The organism is Microbispora sp. CL1-1, assembly GCF_012034195.1.
GTDB lineage: Bacteria > Actinomycetota > Actinomycetes > Streptosporangiales > Streptosporangiaceae > Microbispora.
Genome location: NZ_JAATEK010000185.1, coordinates 1 through 508, shown reverse-complemented (window position 1 = coordinate 508; position 508 = coordinate 1). Strand labels below are relative to the sequence as shown.

At 72.0% G+C, this 508-nt stretch carries 1 pseudogene; it reads left to right on the top strand.

From position 1 onward, the window contains the following. Nucleotides 1–73: 73 nt before the first annotated feature. Nucleotides 74–508 (top strand): annotated as a pseudogene (locus HCK04_RS40535) (hypothetical protein); the annotation flags it as partial.

Below are 508 nucleotides of genomic sequence, written 5' to 3'. Positions count from 1 at the left end.
GGGATCGCGTCACCCGGGCCGATCCTGTGACCCGGCTGCAGCGCACGCCCCAGCGGGATCGGGTGACCCGGCCATGCTGGGCGAACAGACCGACCCGGCAGACTCGGCCGACATGGCCAACACGGCCAACACGGCCGACACGGCAGGCGCGGTCAGCACCACGGGCGCGGCTGGCACGGCCAACCCCACGGACGCCGCAGACGCGGCCAAAACGACGGGAGCGGCCAACACGGCTGACGCGGTCAACGCGGTCAACGCGGTCAACGCGGCTGGTGCGGCCAACACGGCCGACAGGGCCAACGCCACGGGCACGGCTGACACTGCGGACGCCGCAGGCGCGGCTGAGACGGTTAACGCGGACTCGGCGAACACGACGGACTCGGCGGGCGCGGCGAACACGACGGGAGTGGCCAACACGGCTGACGTGGTCAACGTGGCGAACGCGGCTGGTGCGGCCGGTACCGCTGGGGTGGCAAATACGACGAACGGGGCTGATCGGCGTCATGCG